The 213-nt window shown below is 26.3% G+C and carries 1 pseudogene; it reads right to left on the bottom strand.

The features are described from left to right. Positions 1-213 (bottom strand): annotated as a pseudogene (locus KGF36_RS20065) (RNA-guided endonuclease TnpB family protein); the annotation flags it as partial.

Genomic DNA, 213 nt, shown 5'->3' with positions numbered 1-213 from the left:
TAATACAAATAATATCCGTTTCGCCATACTATTTCAGCAGTCTTTATATTTTCAATATTAAAATCTAACTCTAAATAGATACCTTTTGACATTGATAACTTTAAGTTACCTTTAGCATTGATATTTATTGCACTAGCTTTGAATGGTATTATATAAAATTTCTTGGTTTTATATGGATACTTTGCCTTGGTATTACCTTTCTTTCTTAACTCT

The organism is Clostridioides sp. ZZV14-6009 (genome assembly GCF_020658095.1).
In the GTDB taxonomy this organism is placed as follows: domain Bacteria; phylum Bacillota; class Clostridia; order Peptostreptococcales; family Peptostreptococcaceae; genus Clostridioides.
This window is presented reverse-complemented; position numbering and strand designations above follow the sequence as displayed.